Raw genomic sequence first — 16,704 nt, forward strand, 5'->3', positions numbered from 1 at the left:
CTACGATGGGTGCATGGATACGACCACCCCCTCCTCCGCCTTTCCGCCCGCGCTGGCCCGCGTCGTCGCGACCGTCAGCATCGGTTTCGTCGTCACGCAGCTCGACGTGACGATCGTCAACATCGCGCTCGCGCATCTCGCGGCCGACCTGCGCTTGCCGGTCGCCGGCCTGCAGTGGGTCGTCGATGCGTACACGCTCGCGTTCGCGGTCCTGATGCTGTCGGGCGGTGCGCTCGGCGATCGCTTCGGTGCGCGCCGCCTGTATATCGCGGGCCTCGTGCTGTTCGCACTCGCGTCGCTCGCGTGCGGCGCCGCACGCGCGCCTGCCATGCTGATCGCGGCCCGTGCGCTGCAGGGTGTCGGCGCCGCGGCGATGCTGCCCAATTCGCTCGCGCTGCTCAACGACGCGTGCCGGCACGACCCGCACCTGCGTGCCCGCGCGGTCGGCTGGTGGACGGCGGCCGGGTCGATCTCGATCGCGGCCGGCCCGGTGGTCGGCGGCCTGCTGATCGCCGCGTGGGGCTGGCGCGGCATCTTTCTCGTGAACCTGCCGTTGTGCGCGGCGGGGCTTGCAGCCGCAATCGCCTGGATGCCGGCACGCCGCGAGCACGCTGCACCATCGCGCGCGGCACGCGCACTCGACCTGCGCGGCCAGCTCATCGCGATCGCGATGCTGACCGCGCTGACCGGCGCCGTGATCGAATGGCGGCCGCTCGGTTTCGCGCACCCGGTCGTTGCCGGCGGCTTCGGGTTCGCTGCACTCGCCGCGCTCGCCTTCGTCGCGGTCGAATCGCGCACGGCCACGCCGATGCTGCCGCTGTCGCTGTTCCGTCATCGCACGTTCAGCGCGGCCGTACTGTTCGGGATCTGCGTGAACCTCACGTACTACGGCACCGTGTTCGTGCTGGCGCTCTACCTGCAGCGTGCCCGCGGTGAATCGGCGTTGCAGGCCGGCCTCGCGTTCCTGCCGCTGACGGGTGGCTTCCTGCTGTCGAATCTCGCGAGCGGCCGTGTCGTCGCGCGGCATGGCCCGCGCGTGCCGATGCTGGCGGGCGCGCTCGTCGCCGCGCTCGGCTACGGATCGCTGCATTTCGTCGACGCATCGACACCGCTCGCCGCGCTGCTCGTGCCGTTCCTGCTGATTCCGTCGGGCATGGGGTTCGCGGTGCCCGCGATGACGACGGCCGTGCTCGCGTCGGTCGCACCCGAGCGGGCCGGCATCGCGTCGGCCGTGTTGAATACCGCGCGGCAGGCCGGCGGCGCGATGGGTGTCGCGGCATTCGGTGCGCTCGCGGGCGGCGGCGGCGCGTGGCAGGTCGTCGGCGGCCTTCGGATCGAAGCGGCCGTGTCGGTCGCGTTGCTGGTCGCGGCCGCGCTGCTCGCGACGCTCGTGCGGCCCGACGCGCATCGCAGCGCGGCGCCCGCGCGTCACGCGATGCCGGCGGCCGATTGAACGCGTGCGGTCACGCGTCGCCGGGGTCGGGCTGGATCAGGTGACGCCACGGAAACGCGTCCTGCCTGGAGTGGCTCGCCGCATGCTTCGCCGAAGTACCGAATATGCGGCCCGGCCCGCTTCGGCGCGACATCGACGTGGTTGAAATCGGTCAGCTACAGTGGCTCGGCCCGATCCGCATCGGTCGCGCCCATCGTCGGCGCCTTCGCTTTCGCCGTAGCCGTGGATACGGCGCTGCAGGTCGAGCCGCCGGCGAAATCCAGCGGATGGGTCCTGGCAATGCGGCTCCGGTCAACGGCGATCGCGACAGCCCGGCCGACCGGCCGGCCGCCGCGCATCGCGCTCATTGCCGTGTCGCGCCCGCTTCGTCGCCGATCTTCTTCACGACCGTCTCGGCCGCCTTCAACGGCCGGCCGTCCTCGTGCCGCAGTGCGAGCTTGCGGATCGCGCGCCCGGTGCTGCGATCGACCAGCACCGAATGCGGCTCGCCGCGCGCGAACAGGTTCGCCTCGCCCCACTGCCGCAGCATCACGATGACCGGAAACAGCCCTTCGCCCTTTTTCGTCAGCGCGTACTCCTGATACGCGGTGCCGTCCGACGCCGGCACGACGTCGAACACGCCGGCGTCCACCAGCATCTTCAGCCGGTCGGACAGGATGTTGCTCGCGACGCCGAGGCTCGCGCGGAAATCGCCGAACCGGCGCACGCCGTCGAACGCATCGCGCACGATCAGCAACGCCCAGCGATCACCGACGATATCCGTCGCCCGCGCCACCGGGCACGGCGAATCCGCAAGACTTTTCTGCCTGGCCATGTTCCTCTCCGCAATCGTGCCGGCCGCCCTCGCGGCAGTGCCGGCCATCCGTGCCCGAGCTGTCGCCCGCCGCACAACAAGTTGCATTTTAAAACCACTTTTCCTACACTCACACTAGTTTTAATTTGCAACTACTTTGCATGAGGGAACCCATGGCGTCTTCCTGTCATTCCAGCACCGTTGCTTCGAACGAGCCGACCCATGCAACGCATCCGGCCGATGGCGCCCCCCTGTCCTCGGCACGCGTCGCGTTGCTGGCCGTCTGCTGTGCGGCGAGCGTCGCGAACGTCTACTACGCCCAGCCGCTGCTCGATTCGATCGCGCGGGATTTCGGCGTGTCGCAGGCCGCCGTCGGCGGCGTCATCACCGCGACGCAGCTCGGCTGTGCGCTCGCACTGCTGTTCGTCGTGCCGCTCGGCGACCTGCTGAACCGCAAGCGCCTGATCACCGTGCAGCTTCTGCTGCTGACGGCAGCCTGTATCGGCGTCGCCGCATCGTCGACGCGCATCGCGCTGCTGGCGGGGATGGTCGCGGTCGGGCTGCTCGGCACCGCAATGACACAAGGGCTGATCGCGTGCTCGGCCGCGCTCGCGGGCGCCGGCGAACGCGGGCGCGTGGTGGGCGCCGCCCAGGGCGGCGTCGTGGTCGGGCTGCTGGCCGCGCGCTCGCTGGCCGGCGTCGTCACGGACTTCGCGGGCTGGCGGGCCGTCTACCTCGTGTCGGGTGCGCTCGCGCTCGCGATGCTCGTCGTGCTGTCGCGGCTGTTGCCCGACACGAACGCGCCCCGCGAGCGCATCGGCTACGCGGCGCTGCTGAAGTCGATGGTGTCGTTGCTGCGCCATGAACGCGTGCTGCGCGTGCGCGGTGCAATCGCGCTGCTGATGTTCGCCGCGTTCAGCATCTTCTGGAGCGCGCTCGTGCTGCCGCTGAGCGCACCGCCACACGCGATGTCGCATACGCAGATCGGCGCATTCGGCCTCGTCGGCGCGCTGGGCGCCGCGGCCGCCGCCCGCGCAGGCCGGCTCGCGGATCGCGGGCGCGGCGAAGCGACGACCGGCGCCGCGCTCGCGCTGCTCGCGTGCTCCTGGCTGCCGCTCGCATTCGGCGATACGTCGATTGGGTGGTTGATCGTCGGCATCGTGCTGCTCGACGTCGGCGGCCAGGCTGTCCACGTCGTCAACCAGAGCATGATTCTCGGCGCGCGGCCCGATGCGCACGCGCGCCTCGTCGGCTGCTACATGCTGTTCTACTCGGTCGGCAGCGGACTCGGCGCGATCGCGTCGACGATGATGTATGCGCGCGCCGGATGGACGGGCGTCTGCGCGCTTGGCGCGATCGTGAGCCTGGCTGCGCTCGGCGTCTGGGCCGCGACGCTCAGGCGCGCGTGATGCGCGCCGGCCATCCCGATCGAACGGAACGAGCCGGCCCGACCTCGTCGGGCGGCCGGCACGCGAACCGGCCACACGCATGCGCCGGTCCGGCTTCAGGTCCGGCGCGCAGGATGCGCGCCGCGGCGTTCAGCCTGCCGCCTGGATCGCCTCTTCGTACACGCCGGCGACGCGTCGCGCGATCACCGCGTTGTCGAAATGATCACGCGCGTAGCGCTTGCATGCGGCCTCGTCGGGCAGCGCGATCGCACCCGACAGCGCGCCGCCGAGCCCTTCCGCGATCGCATCCGCGCCCGTCGACGGCAGCACGAGGTCGTTCGACAACCCGGCGACCGCCTCCGGCAGCCCGCCGACCGGCGTCACCAGCACGGGTGTGCCGGACGCCAGCGATTCGACGGTGATCAGCCCGAACCCTTCGAGCGCGACCGTCGGCACGACGCTGACCGTCGCCGCGCGGTACAGCGCCGCGAGATGGTTGTCGGGCACGAAGCCGAGCAGCTTCACGTTGTCCTGCAACCCGGCAGCGTCGATGCGCTGCTGCAGTTCCTCGCCGATCTTGCCCTTGCCGGCGATCAGCAGCAGCACGTCCGGGTGACGGTGCTTGACGAGGCCGATCGCGTCGATCAGGTCCTCCAGCCCCATGCGCCGCACGAGCCGGCGCACGGCCAGCACGATCGGCCGGTCCTGCGGCAACTGCAGCTTGTGCCGCGCCTCGGCGGGCGTGAGCGGCGTATCGAACTGCGCGGTATCGACGCAGCCGGGAATCACCCGCACACGCGACGGATCGATCCCGTAGCGGTTCGTCAGGATCTGGCCGAACGCTTGCGACAGCACGATCAGCCGCGACGAGCGCGTATAGACGGCCTGTTCGAGATAGCGCTTCGCACGCTGCCCGAGCGACGCGGCGCCCTCGACCTGGCTTTCGTCGGCCCACGGCCCCTGGAAGTGCGACACCTGCGGAATCCCGCGCGTGACGTCGAGGCCGGGGAACGTGTACAGCGCGAAGTGCGACGAGATCACGTCCGGCCGTTCGCTGCGGATCTCGTCGCGCAGCGCGCGCCGCGCGGCCAGCATCCGGCGCGCGAGCGGCTCCGACGCGGGACCGAAGCCCTGGATCGCGCCGCCCGTGTCGTCGGCGACCTTCGGCGAGCCGGCGACGAGCCCGCGCACCTCGACGCCCGCGCCCGGCAGCGCACCGACGAGCGAGTAGTACATCCGGTCGAGGCCGCCCGCGCGTTCGGGGAACCAGTGCATGCCGATTTGCAACGATTTGATCGGCCGGGAAGATTGAGACATCACGACTGCTCCTGCGTGACTGCATGCTCGACCCGCTCGAAGGCGGACGGCTGCGTGGGTTGGCCGATGCGCCGGTAAAGCGCGACGTACTGGGCACCCATGTGCGCCCAGCCGAAACGGGTCATCAGTTCGCGGGCCGCGTCGCCCATCGTGCGGCAGGTGTCGCGCGACGCCGCGAGCGAGCCGATCGCCTGCGCGAGCGCGGCCGGATCGTCCGGGTCTTCCAGCACGATCCCGCATTCGCGCGTGATGATTTCCGCGCCGCCCGCCGTGCGCGCGGTGACGACCGGCAAACCGGCCGCCATCGCTTCCAGCAGCGACAGGCTCATCGCCTCGTAGCGCGACGGAAAGACATACGCGTCGACCGAGCGCATCAGCGTCGGCATGTTTTTCACGAGGCCGAGGAAATGCACGCGCGAATCGATGCCGAGCGCGCGCGCCTCTTCCGGATACGGGCTGCCGGGCAGATAGCCGGCCACCGCCAGGTGCACGTTCGCCGGCAGTTTCGTCAGCGCCTTCAGCACGGTGCCGAGGTTCTTGCGCGGCGTGCGCAGGTCGCCGACGAACAGCAGCAGGAACGCATCGTCCGGCAGCTTGAACGCCGCGCGATCGGCCTGCGCACCGGCGAACGCGCTGCCGTCGACGCCGTTGTAGATCACGCTGATCTTGCGGCTGTCGATGCCGAGCCCGGCGATCTCGTCGGCCACCTTCTGCGACACGGCCGTGATCGCGCGCGACCGCTTGTACGCCCAGCGCTCGAGCGTGGTGTTCACGCGCGTATAGACGTACTGGTAAGCCGACCAGATGCCCTTCGTCGGCCCGAACGGATAGTACGGACTCTTGAACCAGCCGCCGTGCACGAAGTGCGCGGTATTCACGTCGGCCTTGATCCACGAGATGAAGCCGTTCACGTGCAGCACGTCGTATTCGCTGCGGTGTGCGCGCAGCCAGGCCGCGCTCTTCAGCGCGAACACCTGCTGCTTGACGAGATTCGACGGCCAGAAGCCGCCGACCTTCACGGGCACCCAGCGCACGCGCGGGTCGGCCAGCAGCTCGGGCGCGACGTGCGACGCGACCAGCGTGACTTCGTAGTTCTCGGCCAGCGCCGCGCGCGCGATTTCGTAATTGACGCGGCCCTGCCCGTCGTTATGTCGCACGACATGCGTGACGATCGCGATTCTCAATGGTCGCCTCCCCGTGAATGCGCGGCGGCCAGCAGGCGTTGTGCCTTTTGCCAGTGCGCCGCGGCTAGTATCGAAAAAATGGCTGTGAACATCAGCAGGCCGCCCGTGCCGATCAGCGAGTTCGTGAACACGAGCATCGCGAAAGTCGACAGGCACAGGCTCAGGCACGCGCCGACGAACTTGTCCTTGCGCAGCTTGAATGCCGCGCGCAGCGTGCGGCCGAACAGCATCACGACGCCGGCGAGGTAGAGCAGCGTGCCGGGCCAGCCGAGCACGAACGGCACGTTCATCACGCCGCTGTCGAAGCTGCCGTACTTGCCGAGCTCGCCGCTGTCGCTGGACAGCTTCGTGGAGGCGCCCGTCGCGCCCATCCCTTCGCCGGCAACGTCGGTAAATGCCGTCTGCGCGAAGGTGGCGTAGAACTTGTTGCGGTCGTCGTAGCTGCGGTCGTCCTTCAGGTTCGTGATCGACTGCAGACGCGCGCCGAGACGGTCGGCCACCGGCCCGACGGTCAGGAGCGGCACGCAGAGCCCGACCAGCACGACGCCGCTGATCAGGATCCGCATCCGCACGCGGTTGTTCGACTGCGCGAGCTGGATCGCGAGCGCGATCACCCAGCCGCCCCACGTCGAACGCACGAGACACAGCGCGAACGACACGAAGCCGGCCGCCCCGGCGAACCAGCGGATCTTCTGCGGCGCGGCGAACACGAACACCAGCGCGCCCATGATCGCGAACGCGAACGGCCCGGACGAGTTCATCGTGCTGAACACGCGCACGCCGTACGGCACCGGCTCGCCCTGCGAACCCATGTCGGACCCGATCATCCACAGCACGTCCCACTGCGGCATCACGAAGTACTGCACGACGCCGTACAGGCCCATCACGAGCATGCCCCACATGAACGTGGACAGCAGCACATCGCGGTACTCGGGATAATCTCGCGCGTTGACCATGATGTGGAAACCGATCAGCACCGGATACACCCAGTTCGCCAGGTCATAGGTCGCGGCCATCACGCCGCTCGACACGATCCCGACGAGATACGCGTACGTGAGCCCGAACAGCATCAGCAGGATGGGGATCCCGCGTCGCTGCGCGAGCACGCGGTAATGCCGGATCAGACCCAGGCCGGCGATCATCGTCACCGCGAGCGGCGCGACCTGGATCAGGCTCGTCGGCGTGAACGCTCCCTTCGACCAGTCGGCGAGCCGCCGCACTTCCGGGCTCAGGAACCACACCCACCACATGAAGCCGACGTAGCGCGCCGGGCTCTTGAAATACAGCCAGATGCCGACCGCGATGGCCAGCACCGGAAACGCGAGCGTCAGCACCTTGCCCTGGTGAATGGCGATCAGCGCGGCGGTGAAGGACCACAGCGCGGCCTGCCCGACCCAGTGCTTCGGCTCGGGTAGCCGACTGCGCTTGCGCGACGGTGCGCGTTCGGCGGTAATCGTACTCATCGATCCGCTCTCACCGCGACGACGGGCGCGAATCCGCGAGCGGCATCGCCACGCCCGCGGCCGCCGGCGTACGGCGCCGGCGCAGCATGTCGCGCGTGATCCGCACGTGCTGCTCCGCGAACGCCTGCGTGGTCAGGTCGCGATCGCGCAGGCACGCGGCGGCGGCCCGCGCGCAGTCGAGCGCCGCCACCGGATCGGCGACGAAGCGGTCGGCGGCCTGGCGCATCGCCTGCGCGTCGAACGCCGGCACATACGCGGCCGTATCGTGCGGGAAGTAGTCGCTGAGCCCGCCGACATCGGACACGATCATCGGCTTGCCGACAGCCGCCGCCTCGAGCATCACGGTGATGCCCGACGCGTGGAAATTCGGCCGCAGCGGCACGACGATCACGTCGGCCCATGCGTACAGTTCGTGCTGCTTCGCGAGCCCCGACGCCGAGCCGATCTTCACGTTCGGCGCATGCCATTCGCGCGGCACGCGGCGGCGCGTCGCGAGCCGCACGTCGTAGCGCTCGTCGCCGCCGAACGCGGCGAGGAAGGTGCGCCAGTCGCGGTCGCGGTCGTTGCCGATCGCGGCGATCCGCAACGGCCGGTTCGGCTTCCATTGCCGCGGCTCGGTCAGCGGGAAATCCTGCGTGTTCAGCCCGTAGTAGACGAACTCGGCTTCGCGGCCGAGATAACGACGGCACAGGTCGGCGTTGTCGCGCGCCAGCGTGGTCAGCGCGTCGGCGCGCTTGAGCAGCTTGCGGTACAGCCAGCGGCGCGGACCGCCGAAGCTGCCCCACTTGTCGAACAGCCACACGCTCTGGGCAAGCAGCAGCGGGCGCTTGCCCTGCGTACCGGCGAGCTTCAGGACCAGCGAGGCCGCCAGGTGCTCCTGTTCCGTGTGCGTCCAGATCACGTCGGTGTTCAGCAGCGCGGCGCGATTGCGCCATGCGTGCACGACGTCGAAGCCGAGCGCCGCCTTCAGCGCGCGGCGCGCGAGGCCGGCGACGCGGTTCTCGCCGCCGTCCTGCGAATAGGTCAGCCGGAATTCGTCGGATTCGGCGTGGTGATAGCCGTACAGGCAGCCGATGTTCTCGCCTTTCCGGTAGGTACGCGGATCGGCGCCGTAGAACAGGTGGACGTGAACGTTGGTTGCCGCTTTCGTAGTCATGCAAGCCCTCCGAGGGTGGCCGCGCGCGAGGCGCGCCGGCCGTTCAAGACGTCACCGGCGGCATCGCCGCGCGGTGGGGGGCAAGGTTCGCGCGGCGGGCATCGCGCGCACCGCGGCGCACCGCGCGCCAGTGCTCGCGGATCCGCTCGCGCTTCGTCGTATGCAGCGACAGCAGCACGTGCGCGAAGCCCGGGTAGACGCGCGTACCGACCAGCGTCCACCACCACCACGCGATCTCGCGCCGCAGCGGCGGCAGGTGCTCGCGCAGGATCAGGTGCATGTTGTACGCGCCGTTGCTGATCGCATTCAGCGACGCGGCATCGCGCCGGTCGTCGTCGAAGCGTTCCGCCGGATAATGATCGACCGCGATCGCCGGGTCGTAGACGAGCTTCCACCCGTCGCGCTGCACGTGCATGCTGAAACCCATGTCGTTGTGCACCTGCGCACCGGCGCCGCGCAGCCGCGTGTCGAAGCGCAGCCGCTCGATCGCGGCGCGGCGATAGCTCATGTTCGCGCCTTTCAGCATGTCGACTTCGCGTGCGCCGCCGACGCCGAGATGATGATTGCCGACGATCTTGCCGGACAGCGTGAGCTGGCCGACGAGTTCGCGCGATTCGTCGAGCACGCGGCCCTTCTCGTGGACCCAGTCGCGCCCGCCGACCGCGCCCACGCGCGGATCGGCCGCGAATACCGATTCGACGCGCGCGAGCCAGTCGGGGTGCGGCGCCGCATCGTCGTCGGTGATGGCCACGATGTCGCCGTGCGCGGAGTCGAGCCCCTTGTTCAGCGCGGCGACCTGCCCCGGCACGTCGACCGCCACGATGCGCAGCGGCAATGCGCCGCCGACCGCCGGATCGGCGAGCCGCTCGTGCGTGGCGTCGTCCTCCGGGCGCGCGACGACGATCACCTCGTCGGGCAGCCGCTGCTGCCGCTGCAGCGCCAGCAGGCAGCGCGCGAGGTCGGCAGGACGCCGGTAGGTCGGAACGAGCACGGAAATTTTCATCGATGGTTCTCCAGTCGGCCGGGGGACAGCACGCGCTGCCCCCCGGTTACGCGCCAGATGGATCAGGCGCTCAGGTATTCATGCACGGCCGCATAGCCGCGGCCGTAGCCGCGCGCCTTCGGCGGCACGCCGTTGAAGATCCCGCCTTCCAGGTCGACACCCGCGGTGCGCAGGCGCTTGATCGCATCGGCGATCTCGCCTTCGGTATGCATGCCCGAGCGCAGCACGAGGAACGTCGAGCCGGCCATGCGGCCGATGATCGTCGCGTCGGTCACCGCCAGCACCGGCGGCGAATCGATCAGCACGACGTCGTAGCGCTTGCCGAGCCCTTCGAGGTATTGCGGCAGACGCGTCGACATCAGCAGCTCCGACGGGTTCGGCGGGCGCGTGCCGGCCGAGATGAACGACAGGCCCTGCACCGGCGTCTCGCGCACGGCGTCCTCGAGCGCCGACTGGTCGCTCAGCAGCTCGGACAGGCCCGGCTGCGAGGTCAGGCCGAAGTAGCGGTCGAGCAGGCCGCGGCGCATGTCGGCGTCGATCAGCAGCACGCGCTTGCCCGAATGCGCGAGCAGCACCGCGAGGTTGACCGTCAAGAAACTCTTGCCGATACCGGGCGTCGGGCCCGTCAGCACGATCACGCGGTTCTTCGCGTCCATCATCGCGAACTGCATCGCGGTGCGCAGGCTGCGCAGGCTCTCGACGCTGAGATCCTTCGGACGCAGGCTCGCGAGGATCGGCCTTGCGCGGCTGCCGCCCTTCTCGGCCGCCGCGTCGAGCTTCACCTGCTCGGCGCTTTGCGGCACCAGCCCGTACAGCGGCAGGTTGAACGCGCGCTCGATGCGGTCCGGATCCTCGATGCCCTGGAACATGTTGCGGCGCAGGAACACGACGCCGGTGCCGAGGATCAGCCCGAGGAACACCGCGGCCGACAGGATCAGCACCTTCTTCGGCTTGACCGGATCGCCCGGACGCAGCGCCGAATCGACGAGGTGGATGTTGCCGCCCGTGCCGGCCTTCTGCACCGACAGCTCCTGCACGCGGTTCAGCAGCAGCACGTAGATGTCCTCGGCGACCTTCGCGTCACGCTGGAGCTGGACGGCCTTCACTTCGGTGGCCGGCAGGCTGCGGAAGCGGTTGCTGAACTTGTCCTTCTCGCCCTGCAGCTCGGCGAGCTGCTGCTTGGCCGCGATCACCATCGGGTGCGAATCGGTGAAGCGCTGCGCGAGCGACGCGAGCTGCAGGCGCTGCGCGGCGATCTGCTGTTCGTACTGCACGCTGCCTTCGAGGTAGACCTTCGCCTCGTCGCTCGCGTTGATCGAGCCCGACGTGCGCTGGTATTGCGTCAGTGCGGCTTCCGCGCGTTCGAGGTCGGACTTCAGGCGCGGTTCCTCGCCCTTCAGGAAGTCGAGCATCTTGGTCGCTTCGGCCTGCTTCGCGACCACGTGCTGGTTCAGGTACGACTGCGCGAGCGCGTTCGCGATCGCGGCGGTCTGGTCCGGGTCCTTGCCTTCGAGCGAGATCTGCACGACGCCCGTCTGCTTGCCCTGCTCGGTCACCTGGATGCCGGTCTGGAAGCCGCTGATCGCGTCGAGATCGTTGTAGCGGACCACCGTGAACTGCGTGCCGGGACGCGCGACCAGCTTCGACACGAGCAGCGTCACGCCGCCGCCCTGCGTCGATTCGCCGACCTGGCCCGCCAACAGCCGCGTACCGTTCTGGTCGACCAGCGAATAGGTGCCGTTCGGGCCGGCCGTCAGCGTCAGCTTCTTGCCTTCGAGCGCGGGCACGACGCTGATCGAATCGACGTCGGCAATTTCACCGCCCCATGCGTACGATTTCAGGCCGAGCCACGGCCGGGCCGGCGTGCCCGGCGACGCGACGCGCGCGGCGAGGCTGCCGATCACCGGCAGCGTCTTCGGCACGACCGAGAAATTCAGCTTGAACTGCTCGACCACCGGCGCGACCACGCCGCGGCTCTTGATGATCTCGATTTCCGCGTCGGTCTGCGCCTGCTGCGGACCGGAGTTGATCGTCGCACCGGTCTGCGTCTGCGTGAGCGCCTGCGACGTGTTGTCGTTGCTCTCGACCCGCACGTGCACGTCGGCCTGATACACCGGCTTCGCGATATAGCAGTAGAGGCCGGCGAGCGCGACGACCGTCACCGCGATGCCGAGCAGCAGCCAGATGTCGTCCATGATCACCTGGAGCAACTGGCCGAGGACGACGTCCTCTTCCTCGGTTTTCACGGACAGATCCGCGTAGGAGTGTTTCGCTTGCGTGTTCACCATTCGTTCCCGCTTGAGTGGTGCCGGGGCGGAGGTGCCGCCCCGGCGGGCTATCAGCGCGTGATTTGCTTCATGTAGAAAATCGTCTGAATCGTCGGAAGCACCTGCTGCAGCACCCGGTTGAACTGCACCGAGCCGGCCGTGCTGACGTAGACGACGTCGAGCGGCTGAAGCGGGAAGCGGCTCGACAGCATCAGCGCATCAGGCTGCGTCATGTCGAGACGGAACACTTCAGGCTTCGTCGGGTTGTCGCGCATGCCGCGCATCACGTAGATCTTGCGCGGGTTCGCATCGGTGTCGAGGATGCCGCCGCCGGCCGTCAACGCATCGGCGATGGTCAGCTTGCCCTTGAGCATCGGCACCGTGACCGGCGTCTTGACCTCGCCCATGATGAACACGCGGCTGTCGCTGCGATCCGGCACGTTGACGATGTCGCCCTGCTGCAGCATCACGTTCTGCCGCACTTCGCCGCGGTCGAGCACGCCGTTCGCGTCGAGCGTGTAGAGCTTGCCGTCGCGCGTCAGGCGCACGCGCTGCAGATCGGCGTCGGTGGTCGAGCCGCCCGAGCGCGAGATCGCGTCGACCAGCGTCAGCGGCACGTCGCTCATCGCGAGCGGGCCCGGTGTCTTCACCTCGCCCGTCACCTGCACCTTCTGGCTGCGGAACGACAGCACGCGCACGTCGAGTTGCGGATTCTTCACATAGCGCGCAAGACGCGTGGCGAGCTCGTCACGGGTCTGCGCGATCGTCTTGCCCGCCACGTGGATGCGGCCGACGAACGGGAAGAAGATCGTGCCGTCGGCCGCCACCGTCTGGCCGTAAGGATCGGCCTGGCCCGGCAGCGACGACGAATACGGCTGCTGCAGCGCGCCTGCGATCGTCTGCGTCGTGTTGCCGCCGCTCGAGAACGACTGGCCCTGCGGCGTCGTCAGCTCGGGGTGGTCCCAGACGGTGACGCCGAGGATGTCCTGCGGCCCGATCCGGTACACGTATTGCGACGGATCGGTATAGCGCGCGGGCGGCAGCGGATGGTCGACCTGCGCCTTCTGCAGCTGGTCCATCACCACTTTGGCGTCGATGTAATGAACCGGATAGGTTTCGGCGGCTTGCTGCCGGCCTTCGTCCTTCAGGTTCGACGAGTCGAGGTAGTTGCCGGGAGCGGTTGCACAGGCCGACAGGAAAGTCGTCAGCGCGACGGCAAGCGCCACCGGGCGCATCGGGCGTTTCAGCATAGTTTCTGTAGCCATCCTTGAACCAGACGTTCGATCAGTGAGTAGCTCTCGCGGTAATCGGCTTCGGGGCCGCCGTGCGGGTCGGCAATCTCGGCCCCTTCCCACTTGCCGAGCAGGTGGACCTTGCCGCGCGCGAACGGATCGACCTTTTCGACGGCCGCAATCTGTCCGCGCTCGCTGACGAGAATCAGGTCGGCGTCGCGCACGATCCGGCGCGACAGCCGCCGCGAGCGATGGGTCGTCGCATCGACGCCCCGCTCGGCGAGCAGTTGCCGCATCACCGGATCGATGCCGTCGCCGTCATTCGCATGCACGCCGGCCGAGTGAAACGTCGGGCGCACGCCGCCCCGCGACGCGGCGTGCGACTTGAACAGCATCTCCGCCGCCGGGCTGCGGCAGACGTTCGCGTGGCAGACGATCAGGATGTTCCGGAACATGGCGTCTCGTAACGAGTGACGGGAAACGGGTTACGCGCTTGCGCGCGCGGTGCCCGGCACGCGGGCGGCGACGGCCTGGCGCGAGCCCGGCCGGCCGATCGGGTGGTATTCGATGCCCTGCTCGCTCATCGTCTCCGGCTCGTACAGGTTGCGGCCGTCGAAGATCACCGGCGACTTCCACAGGCGGCCGAGCGCGACGAAGTCGGGGCTCTTGAAGATCTTCCATTCGGTGACGATCACGAGCGCGTCGGCGTCGCGCGCGGCCTGCGCTTCGTCGTCGACGAAGGTCAGGCGCTCGAGCCAGCTCGGGTGATCGGCGAGATCGAGTGCGATCACGCGGCGCGCCTCCTGCTGCGCGACCGGGTCGTACGCGGCGATGCGCGCGCCGCGCGACAGCAGCTCGGCGATCAGCTCGCGACTCGGCGCTTCGCGCATGTCGTCGGTGTTCGGCTTGAACGCCAGGCCCCAGATCGCGAACGTGCGGCCCGTCAGGTCCTCGCCGAAGCGCGCGACGATCTTGTCGGCGAGCACGCGCTTTTGCGTCGCGTTGACCGACGACACGGCCTTCAGGATCTGCAGCGCCTGCCCGTGCTCGTCGGCCGTGCGGATCAGCGCCTCGACGTCCTTCGGGAAGCACGAGCCGCCGTAGCCGCAGCCGGCATACAGGAAGTGATAGCCGATGCGCGGATCGGACCCGATCCCGCGGCGCACGGCCTCGATGTCCGCGCCGAAACGGTCGGCGAGGTTCGCCAGCTCGTTCATGAACGAGATGCGCGTCGCGAGCATCGCGTTGGCCGCGTACTTCGTGAACTCGGCCGAGCGCACGTCCATGTGCAGCGTGCGTTCGTGGTTGCGGTTGAACGGCGCGTACAGCTTCTTCATCAGTTCGCGGGCGCGTTCGCCCGGCACGTCGTCGTCGCAGCCGATCACGATGCGGTCGGGGCGCGTGAAATCGTCGACGGCCGCGCCTTCCTTCAGGAATTCCGGATTCGACACGACCGAGAACATCTGGTCGCCGCCGCGCTTCGCGAGCTCCTCGGCCACCGCCGCGCGCACGCGCTCGGCCGTGCCGACCGGTACCGTCGACTTGTCGACGATCACCTTGAAGCCCGTCATGTAGCGGCCGATGTTGCGCGCGGCCGCGAGCACGTACTGCAGGTCGGCCGAACCGTCCTCGTCGGGCGGCGTGCCGACCGCGATGAACTGCACGTCGCCGTGCGCGACCGCGGCCTCGACGTCGGTCGAGAAGCGCAGGCGGCCGGCCGCGCGGTTGCGCGCGATGACTTCCTTCAGGCCCGGCTCGTGGATCGGCACGCCGCCGTTGTTCAGGACGTCGATCTTTGCCTGGTCGACGTCGAGACAGAACACGTCGTGCCCGATGTCGGCGAGACAGGCGCCGGTGACAAGACCTACGTAACCGCTGCCGATGATAGTCAGATTCATGATGTGTCGGACCTCGTGACCAATGATTCGAAATTCGTAAAACCGGAGTGCCGGCGTGGTGGCGCTGCGCGTCGGCGTCAGTAAGCGTTGCTGCCGGTGAAGCCTTTCCAGAGCGTCAGCACGACGATCTTGATGTCGAGCCAGAACGACCAGTTCTGCATGTAGTACAGATCGAGCTTCACGCGTCCCATCATCTTCTCGATCTGGTCGGTCTCGCCGCGATAGCCGTTGATCTGCGCCCATCCGGTGATGCCCGGCTTGATCCGGTAGCGGAACATGTAGCCCTTGACCAGGTCCTTGTAGATGTCGTCGTGCGCAAGCGCATGCGGGCGCGGGCCGACGACCGACATCTCGCCCTTCAGCACGTTGATGAACTGCGGCAGTTCATCGAGGCTCGTGCGGCGCAGGAACCGGCCGACCGGCGTCACGCGCGTGTCGTTCTTCGTCGCCTGCGTGACCTGCCCGGACACTTCCTGGTGCACCTTCATCGAGCGAAACTTGTAGATCTCGAACTCGTGCCCGTCGATGCCCTTGCGCTTCTGGCGAAAGAACACCGGCCCGCGCGACGTCAGCTTGATCAGGCCCGCGATCATCACCATCACCGGCGCGAGCGCCGTGAGCGCCGCCAGCGCGAACATCCGGTCGAACACGAACTTCGGCAGGATCCGCACGTCGGTGATCGGCGACGCCGCGAGGTTGATCGCCGGCACGCCGAGCACCTCGACCACTTCCTGGTTGAAGAACGACAGCGTGCGCACGTCCGGAATGAAGCGGATATTCACGAAGTCGTGGCGGAACACCGTCACGATCTGGTGAATCCGGCGCTCCTCCGTGATCGGCAGCGTGAGCCACAGCTCGCTGATCGCGCGGCTGCGCACCAGCCACACCAGCGATTCGAACTGCCGCTCGATACGCACGTCGTCGAGCGCCACTTCGCCCGGCGCTTCGCTTTCGTCGTACACGCACACCGGGTTGAAACCGGCTTCCGGCCGCGCCCGCATCTGCGCGATCAGCCGCCGCGCCGCCGGCGTACCGCCGACGATCGCGACCGCCTTCAGGTTGTAGCCGCCGCGGCGCAACTGCCGCAGCACGACGTGCACGCAGGCCTTCGAGCCGGCGAGCAGCACCATCGTCACGAGCGCCCAGTAACCGAGCCACATCCGCGACAGGTCGCCCGACTGGTGGAAGCTGAAGCTCATCAGGATGCCCGCGAGCTCGACCACGAGCCACGCGAACGCCACCCGGCCCACCAGCCCGACGAGACGCTTGCCGCGCCACGACTGGTAAATGCCGATGGCCGGAAAGAACACGACGACGAGCAGGCAGTCGAACAGCACCGTCGTGCGCTGCAGGTCGTTGAGCCAGATGCTGCCGCCGTGCAGGGCGGCGGCGATCAGCGCCCCCGCCACGACCATCGCGATATCGATGACTCTCGCCAGCACGCTCAACATGTCTGCTTCCTCTTTGAACAGGCGTTTGCCGAACAGCTCCTCGTGCGACCCGTGCCGCACCTTCGATTCAAACGTTGCATGACGCTATTGAAGCGGTAA

General features: G+C 68.5%; 14 protein-coding genes. 2 read left to right on the forward strand and 12 right to left on the reverse strand.

The genetic code is table 11. The features are described 5' to 3' along the window. Positions 1 to 13 precede the first annotated feature (13 nt). Positions 14 to 1,453 carry an MFS transporter gene (locus HWX87_RS04790; RefSeq protein WP_176046028.1) on the forward strand — a complete coding sequence of 480 codons (1,440 nt, stop codon included), beginning with the start codon at positions 14 to 16 and terminating at the stop codon, positions 1,451 to 1,453. 155 nt (positions 1,454 to 1,608) lie between these two features. Here the strand turns inward: HWX87_RS04790 and HWX87_RS04795 are convergent, their stop codons facing one another. Beyond that, a complete protein-coding gene (locus HWX87_RS04795) occupies positions 1,609 to 1,800 on the reverse strand; it encodes a hypothetical protein (protein ID WP_176046029.1) in 192 nt (63 codons plus the stop codon). Then, positions 1,797 to 2,267 (reverse strand): helix-turn-helix domain-containing protein, encoded by a 471-nt coding sequence (locus tag HWX87_RS04800; RefSeq protein WP_176046030.1) that lies wholly within the window; start codon positions 2,265 to 2,267, stop codon positions 1,797 to 1,799. Before HWX87_RS04800 ends, HWX87_RS04795 begins: the two co-directional genes overlap by 4 nt. 152 nt (positions 2,268 to 2,419) lie before the next feature. Here HWX87_RS04800 and HWX87_RS04805 point away from each other — a divergent pair, with 152 nt between their 5' ends. After that, positions 2,420 to 3,655, forward strand: a complete 1,236-nt coding sequence (locus HWX87_RS04805) for an MFS transporter (protein ID WP_176046031.1) — start codon at positions 2,420 to 2,422, stop codon at positions 3,653 to 3,655. A 129-nt stretch (positions 3,656 to 3,784) separates the two neighbouring features. Here the strand turns inward: HWX87_RS04805 and HWX87_RS04810 are convergent, their stop codons facing one another. From HWX87_RS04810 to HWX87_RS04855, 10 genes are all read right to left on the reverse strand, one after another. Then, on the reverse strand, positions 3,785 to 4,951 hold the full coding sequence (locus HWX87_RS04810; protein ID WP_176046032.1) for a glycosyltransferase family 4 protein: 1,167 nt from the start codon (positions 4,949 to 4,951) through the stop codon (positions 3,785 to 3,787). Further along, positions 4,951 to 6,135, reverse strand: a complete 1,185-nt coding sequence (locus tag HWX87_RS04815) for a glycosyltransferase family 4 protein (RefSeq protein WP_176046033.1) — start codon at positions 6,133 to 6,135, stop codon at positions 4,951 to 4,953. Before HWX87_RS04815 ends, HWX87_RS04810 begins: the two co-directional genes overlap by 1 nt. Next, on the reverse strand, positions 6,132 to 7,598 hold the full coding sequence (locus tag HWX87_RS04820; RefSeq protein ID WP_176046034.1) for a glucose-6-phosphate isomerase: 1,467 nt from the start codon (positions 7,596 to 7,598) through the stop codon (positions 6,132 to 6,134). Before HWX87_RS04820 ends, HWX87_RS04815 begins: the two co-directional genes overlap by 4 nt. Positions 7,599 to 7,608: 10 nt before the next feature. Then, complete coding sequence (locus HWX87_RS04825; protein WP_176046035.1) at positions 7,609 to 8,754, reverse strand: glycosyltransferase family 4 protein; 1,146 nt, start codon at positions 8,752 to 8,754, stop codon at positions 7,609 to 7,611. A gap of 43 nt (positions 8,755 to 8,797) precedes the next feature. Next, positions 8,798 to 9,757: a glycosyltransferase family 2 protein gene (locus HWX87_RS04830; RefSeq protein WP_176046036.1), complete on the reverse strand. Its 960-nt coding sequence runs from the start codon at positions 9,755 to 9,757 to the stop codon at positions 8,798 to 8,800. A 62-nt stretch (positions 9,758 to 9,819) separates the two neighbouring features. Beyond that, a complete protein-coding gene (locus HWX87_RS04835) occupies positions 9,820 to 12,045 on the reverse strand; it encodes a polysaccharide biosynthesis tyrosine autokinase (protein WP_176046037.1) in 2,226 nt (741 codons plus the stop codon). Between the two features lie 50 nt (positions 12,046 to 12,095). After that, positions 12,096 to 13,274: a polysaccharide biosynthesis/export family protein gene (locus tag HWX87_RS04840; RefSeq protein ID WP_176046345.1), complete on the reverse strand. Its 1,179-nt coding sequence runs from the start codon at positions 13,272 to 13,274 to the stop codon at positions 12,096 to 12,098. Then, on the reverse strand, positions 13,268 to 13,711 hold the full coding sequence (locus HWX87_RS04845; RefSeq protein WP_176046038.1) for a low molecular weight protein-tyrosine-phosphatase: 444 nt from the start codon (positions 13,709 to 13,711) through the stop codon (positions 13,268 to 13,270). Before HWX87_RS04845 ends, HWX87_RS04840 begins: the two co-directional genes overlap by 7 nt. Positions 13,712 to 13,741: 30 nt before the next feature. Next, positions 13,742 to 15,154: a UDP-glucose/GDP-mannose dehydrogenase family protein gene (locus HWX87_RS04850; protein WP_176046039.1), complete on the reverse strand. Its 1,413-nt coding sequence runs from the start codon at positions 15,152 to 15,154 to the stop codon at positions 13,742 to 13,744. 77 nt (positions 15,155 to 15,231) lie between these two features. Continuing rightward, positions 15,232 to 16,605 carry an undecaprenyl-phosphate glucose phosphotransferase gene (locus HWX87_RS04855; RefSeq protein WP_176046040.1) on the reverse strand — a complete coding sequence of 458 codons (1,374 nt, stop codon included), beginning with the start codon at positions 16,603 to 16,605 and terminating at the stop codon, positions 15,232 to 15,234. Positions 16,606 to 16,704: the final 99 nt, after the last annotated feature.

The organism is Burkholderia sp. BCC1644 (genome assembly GCF_902833225.1).
In the GTDB taxonomy this organism is placed as follows: domain Bacteria; phylum Pseudomonadota; class Gammaproteobacteria; order Burkholderiales; family Burkholderiaceae; genus Burkholderia.

Bases quoted from the DNA above. Each gene is read 5' to 3' on its own strand.
- HWX87_RS04790 (WP_176046028.1), top strand. From the start codon at position 14: ATGGATACGACCACCCCCTCCTCCGCCTTTCCGCCCGCGCTGGCCCGC.
- HWX87_RS04795 (WP_176046029.1), bottom strand. From the start codon at position 1,800: ATGAGCGCGATGCGCGGCGGCCGGCCGGTCGGCCGGGCTGTCGCGATC.
- HWX87_RS04800 (WP_176046030.1), bottom strand. From the start codon at position 2,267: ATGGCCAGGCAGAAAAGTCTTGCGGATTCGCCGTGCCCGGTGGCGCGG.
- HWX87_RS04805 (WP_176046031.1), top strand. From the start codon at position 2,420: ATGGCGTCTTCCTGTCATTCCAGCACCGTTGCTTCGAACGAGCCGACC.
- HWX87_RS04810 (WP_176046032.1), bottom strand. From the start codon at position 4,951: ATGTCTCAATCTTCCCGGCCGATCAAATCGTTGCAAATCGGCATGCAC.
- HWX87_RS04820 (WP_176046034.1), bottom strand. From the start codon at position 7,598: ATGAGTACGATTACCGCCGAACGCGCACCGTCGCGCAAGCGCAGTCGG.
- HWX87_RS04825 (WP_176046035.1), bottom strand. From the start codon at position 8,754: ATGACTACGAAAGCGGCAACCAACGTTCACGTCCACCTGTTCTACGGC.
- HWX87_RS04830 (WP_176046036.1), bottom strand. From the start codon at position 9,757: ATGAAAATTTCCGTGCTCGTTCCGACCTACCGGCGTCCTGCCGACCTC.
- HWX87_RS04835 (WP_176046037.1), bottom strand. From the start codon at position 12,045: ATGGTGAACACGCAAGCGAAACACTCCTACGCGGATCTGTCCGTGAAA.
- HWX87_RS04840 (WP_176046345.1), bottom strand. From the start codon at position 13,274: ATGCTGAAACGCCCGATGCGCCCGGTGGCGCTTGCCGTCGCGCTGACG.
- HWX87_RS04845 (WP_176046038.1), bottom strand. From the start codon at position 13,711: ATGTTCCGGAACATCCTGATCGTCTGCCACGCGAACGTCTGCCGCAGC.
- HWX87_RS04850 (WP_176046039.1), bottom strand. From the start codon at position 15,154: ATGAATCTGACTATCATCGGCAGCGGTTACGTAGGTCTTGTCACCGGC.
- HWX87_RS04855 (WP_176046040.1), bottom strand. From the start codon at position 16,605: ATGTTGAGCGTGCTGGCGAGAGTCATCGATATCGCGATGGTCGTGGCG.